Genomic DNA, 3,585 nt, shown 5'->3' with positions numbered 1-3,585 from the left:
CACGTCGGCGGTGCTCGCGGCCGCCAGGTCGGCGGGTGTCGGCCAGCGCGTCATCCACGCGCGCCACGCGGGCTCGACCCGGACGACGGGTGTCTGCTGCAGCATGACCTCGCTGACCAGGACGCCCCACGGCGTGCGGTCCGGCGCGCGCCACGGCAGGTCGCGCGCGTGCGCGTCGAACCACGCGACGACGTCGTCGCGCACGCCGGCGGCGTCGAGGATCAGGGGCACCCGGCCATCCTCCCCGACGGCACCGACGCCCGTGCGTCTCGCCCCGCGAGTCGGGTCCGGTCCGGGTGCGCCGCCGCCGTACTGTGGTCGCGCGTCAGGCCCCCTCCGTCCGCGAGCGTCCGGCCGACACCACGAGCGACCGACCGAGAAGCCGACCGAGGGGGTGCGATGGGCGTCGTCCGGCCCGCAGGCCCGCTGCCCGCCCGCGTGTACTGGGTGCGGCGCGTCGTCGTCCTCGGGATCCCGCTGCTCCTCGTCGTCCTGGTCGTGTGGCTCGTCGCCGGCCGCGGCTCGGCCACGCCGCCGGCCGACGCCTCGCCCCAGGACACGCCGTCGGCCGAGCCGAAGACCGAGGTCGAGACGCCCGCAGCCGACGACGGCGAGGACACCGAGGACACGTCGGGCGTCCCGCCGACCTGCACGCCCGAGGTCCTCGCGCTCGCGATCGCCGCGACCGCCGAGTCCTTCCCCGAGGGCACGAGCCCGTCGTTCACGGTCAGCATCACCAACACAGGAACCCAGCCGTGCGTTGTCGACGCGGGCGACACGCAGCGCGAGATCGTCATCACCTCGGGCGTCGACCGTGTCTGGTCGTCCAAGGACTGCCCGGTCGCGGGCAACGAGACCCGCACGCTGCTGCTCGCGGGTGGTGTGTCCGACGAGTCGACGCTCGCGTGGAACCGGGTCCGCTCCGCCCAGGGCTGCCCGGCCGACCAGCCGACGCCCGGCGCGGGCACCTACTCGGCGGCGTTCACGCTCGCGGGTGCGACGGCCACCCCGGTCGTCTTCGGCCTGGGCTGACCGGTTCTTCGGTGCCGACCGACTCGACGCGCTCGTCGGTGCCGACCGACCCGACGCGTTCTTCGGTGCCGACCGACCCGAGGCGGGTCAGCCGATCGAGTCTTTAGACGTACCGCTCGAGGATCGACGACTCCGCGAGCCGGGACAGGCCCTCGCGCACCGCGCGCGCCCGCTGCTCGCCGACGCCGTCCACGGCCATGAGGTCGTCGATGCTGGCGGCCAGGAGCTTCTGCAGGCCGCCGAAGTGCGCGACGAGCCGGTCGACGATCGTGCCGGGCAGGCGCGGGACCTTCGACAGCAGCCGGTAGCCGCGGGGGCCGGCGGCCGCGTCGAGGGCGTCGCCGCCGCCGGGCAGACCGAGCACGCGGGCGATGTGCGCGATGTCGAGCAGCTCGGTCGACGTGAGCTCGCCGAGCGCGGCGAGGACGGTGTCGACGTCGCGGCGGTGGGTGTCGACGTAGTCGCGGATGACGAGCGCGCGGTCCGACCCGAGGCCGCCGACGAGCTCGTCGAGCTGGAGCGTGAGGAGGCGCCCGTCGGTGCCGAGCTCGACGACGTAGCCCTCGATCTCCTCGGAGATGCGACGGACCATCTCGAGCCGCTGGACGACGGTCGACACGTCGCGGACGGTGACGAGGTCCTCGATCTCGAGCGCCGAGAGCGTGCCGCTGACCTCGTCGAGGCGGGCCTTGTAGCGCTCGAGCGTCGCGAGGGCCTGGTTGGCGCGCGACAGGATCGTCGTGGAGTCCTCGAGGACGTGCCGCTGGCCGCCGACGTAGAGCGCGATGATCCGCATGGACGCGGACACCGAGATCACGGGGAAGCCGGTCTGCTTGGCGACGCGCTCGGCGGTGCGGTGACGTGTGCCGGACTCGGACGTCTCGATGGTCTGGTCCGGCAGCAGCTGCACGGCGGCGCGGACGATGCGGTCGCCGTCGACGACGACGGCACCGTCCATCTTGGCCAGCTCGCGCAGGCGGGTCGCGGAGAACTCGACGTCGAGCTCGAACCCGCCGGAGCAGATGCTCGCGACGAGGTCGTCGAAGCCGAGGACGATGAGGGCGCCCGTGCGGCCGCGCAGGATCCGCTCGAGGCCGTCGCGAAGCTCACCGCCGGGGGCGACGGCGGCGAGGGTCGACCTGAGCAGGTCGTCGGGGGCGTGCGAGGTCGGCACCTGAGCATGGTAACGAGCCGTGTCGAGCGAGTTCCGGACGACCCGCCTACCGGGCACCACGAGTGCGGAGGTCCGCCCGTTCGCCGCGCTCACAGCGCGGGCAGCTTGCGGTGGTCGACGATCGCCGTCTCGACGTCGCACGTGGTGCACCGCAGCCGGTGGACGGTGCTCTCCACGTCGGTCCAGAGCACGACGGGTTTCGGTTCCCAGACGACGTCCCGATGCGCGCAGGCCGCGTCGCCCTCGCGAGCTCCGTCGTGCTCCGCCGCCTCCCCGTGCTCGTGCTCGCCGCTCACGCGCCGATCCCGGCGGCGCTGACGGCCTGCGCGAGGTCGCCGACCTGGAGCACGCGGATGCCGTCGGGTGGGGCGACACCGTCGAGCGACCCGGCGGGCACGACGGCGCGCGTGAACCCGAGCCTCGCGGCCTCCGACAACCGACGTCCGACGCCCGACACGCTGCGGATCTCCCCGGCCAGCCCGACCTCGCCGACGGCGACGAGCCCCTGCGGCAGCGCGGTGTTCTCGCGTGAGCTGACCGCGGCGAGCGCGAGCGCGAGGTCGGCGGCGGGCTCGACGACGCGCGCACCCCCGACGGTCGACACGTACACGTCCTGGTCGGCGAGCCGCGCTCCGAGGCGCCGCTGCAGCACGGCCAGCACCATCGCGAGCCGGGACGAGTCGACGCCGCTCGTGGTGCGGCGCGGGTTCGGCACGGCGGACGGCGCGACGAGCGCCTGGACCTCGGTCGCGAGCGGCCGGCGCCCCTCGAGCGTCACGGTCAGGCAGGTGCCGGGGACGGCGGCGTGCGTCCGGGACACGAACAGCCCGGACGGGTCGGCCAGGCCGACGATGCCGTTCTCGGACAGGTCGAAGCAGCCGACCTCGTCGGTCGGGCCGAAGCGGTTCTTGGTCGCGCGCAGCAGGCGCAGGCGCGAGTGCCGCTCACCCTCGAACTGGCAGACGACGTCGACGAGGTGCTCGAGCGTGCGCGGCCCGGCCACCGAGCCGTCCTTGGTGACGTGCCCGACGAGCACGACGGGCAGGTCGCGGGACTTCGCGGCGGCGATGACGGCGGCGGTGACCTCGCGGACCTGCGCGACGCCGCCCGCGGTGCCCTCGACGGCGGCGGACGCGATCGTCTGGACGGAGTCGAGGACGAGCAGGTCGGGGTCGACGACCTCGATGTGCCCGAGGACGGTGGCGAGGTCGGTCTCGTCCGCGAGCAGCAGCTGCTCGTGCAGCGCGCCGACGCGTCCGGCCCGCAGCCGCACCTGGCCCGCGGACTCCTCGCCCGTCACGTAGAGCACCCGGCGTCCGCCGCGGGCGGCCCGCGCGGCGACGTCGAGCAGCAGCGTCGACTTGCCCACGCCGGGCTCG

General features: G+C 74.6%; 3 protein-coding genes and 1 pseudogene. 1 reads left to right on the top strand and 3 read right to left on the bottom strand.

Going from position 1 to position 3,585, the window contains the following annotated elements; translation table 11 throughout:
- A pseudogene (locus HGA02_RS13225) lies at positions 1 to 231 on the bottom strand (A/G-specific adenine glycosylase); the annotation flags it as partial.
- 168 nt (positions 232 to 399) lie between these two features.
- Here HGA02_RS13225 and HGA02_RS13220 point away from each other — a divergent pair.
- Positions 400 to 1,032, top strand: coding sequence for a hypothetical protein (locus HGA02_RS13220; RefSeq protein ID WP_168679398.1), 633 nt, complete (start codon positions 400 to 402; stop codon positions 1,030 to 1,032).
- A gap of 103 nt (positions 1,033 to 1,135) precedes the next feature.
- On the opposite strand, the gene disA is transcribed toward HGA02_RS13220, so the two are convergent.
- Both disA and radA read right to left on the bottom strand, forming a co-directional pair.
- Positions 1,136 to 2,206, bottom strand: a complete 1,071-nt coding sequence (gene disA / locus HGA02_RS13215; RefSeq protein WP_124344378.1) for a DNA integrity scanning diadenylate cyclase DisA — start codon at positions 2,204 to 2,206, stop codon at positions 1,136 to 1,138.
- 292 nt (positions 2,207 to 2,498) lie between these two features.
- On the bottom strand, positions 2,499 to 3,585 hold a 1,087-nt coding region (radA, locus tag HGA02_RS13210), incomplete at its 5' end, for a DNA repair protein RadA (RefSeq protein WP_168679397.1).

The sequence above is a fragment of the Cellulomonas septica genome (assembly GCF_012396155.1).
Classification (GTDB): Bacteria; Actinomycetota; Actinomycetes; order Actinomycetales; family Cellulomonadaceae; genus Cellulomonas; species Cellulomonas septica.
The sequence above is the reverse complement of the archived record's forward strand: the minus strand, read 5'-3'. Positions and strand labels throughout refer to the sequence as shown.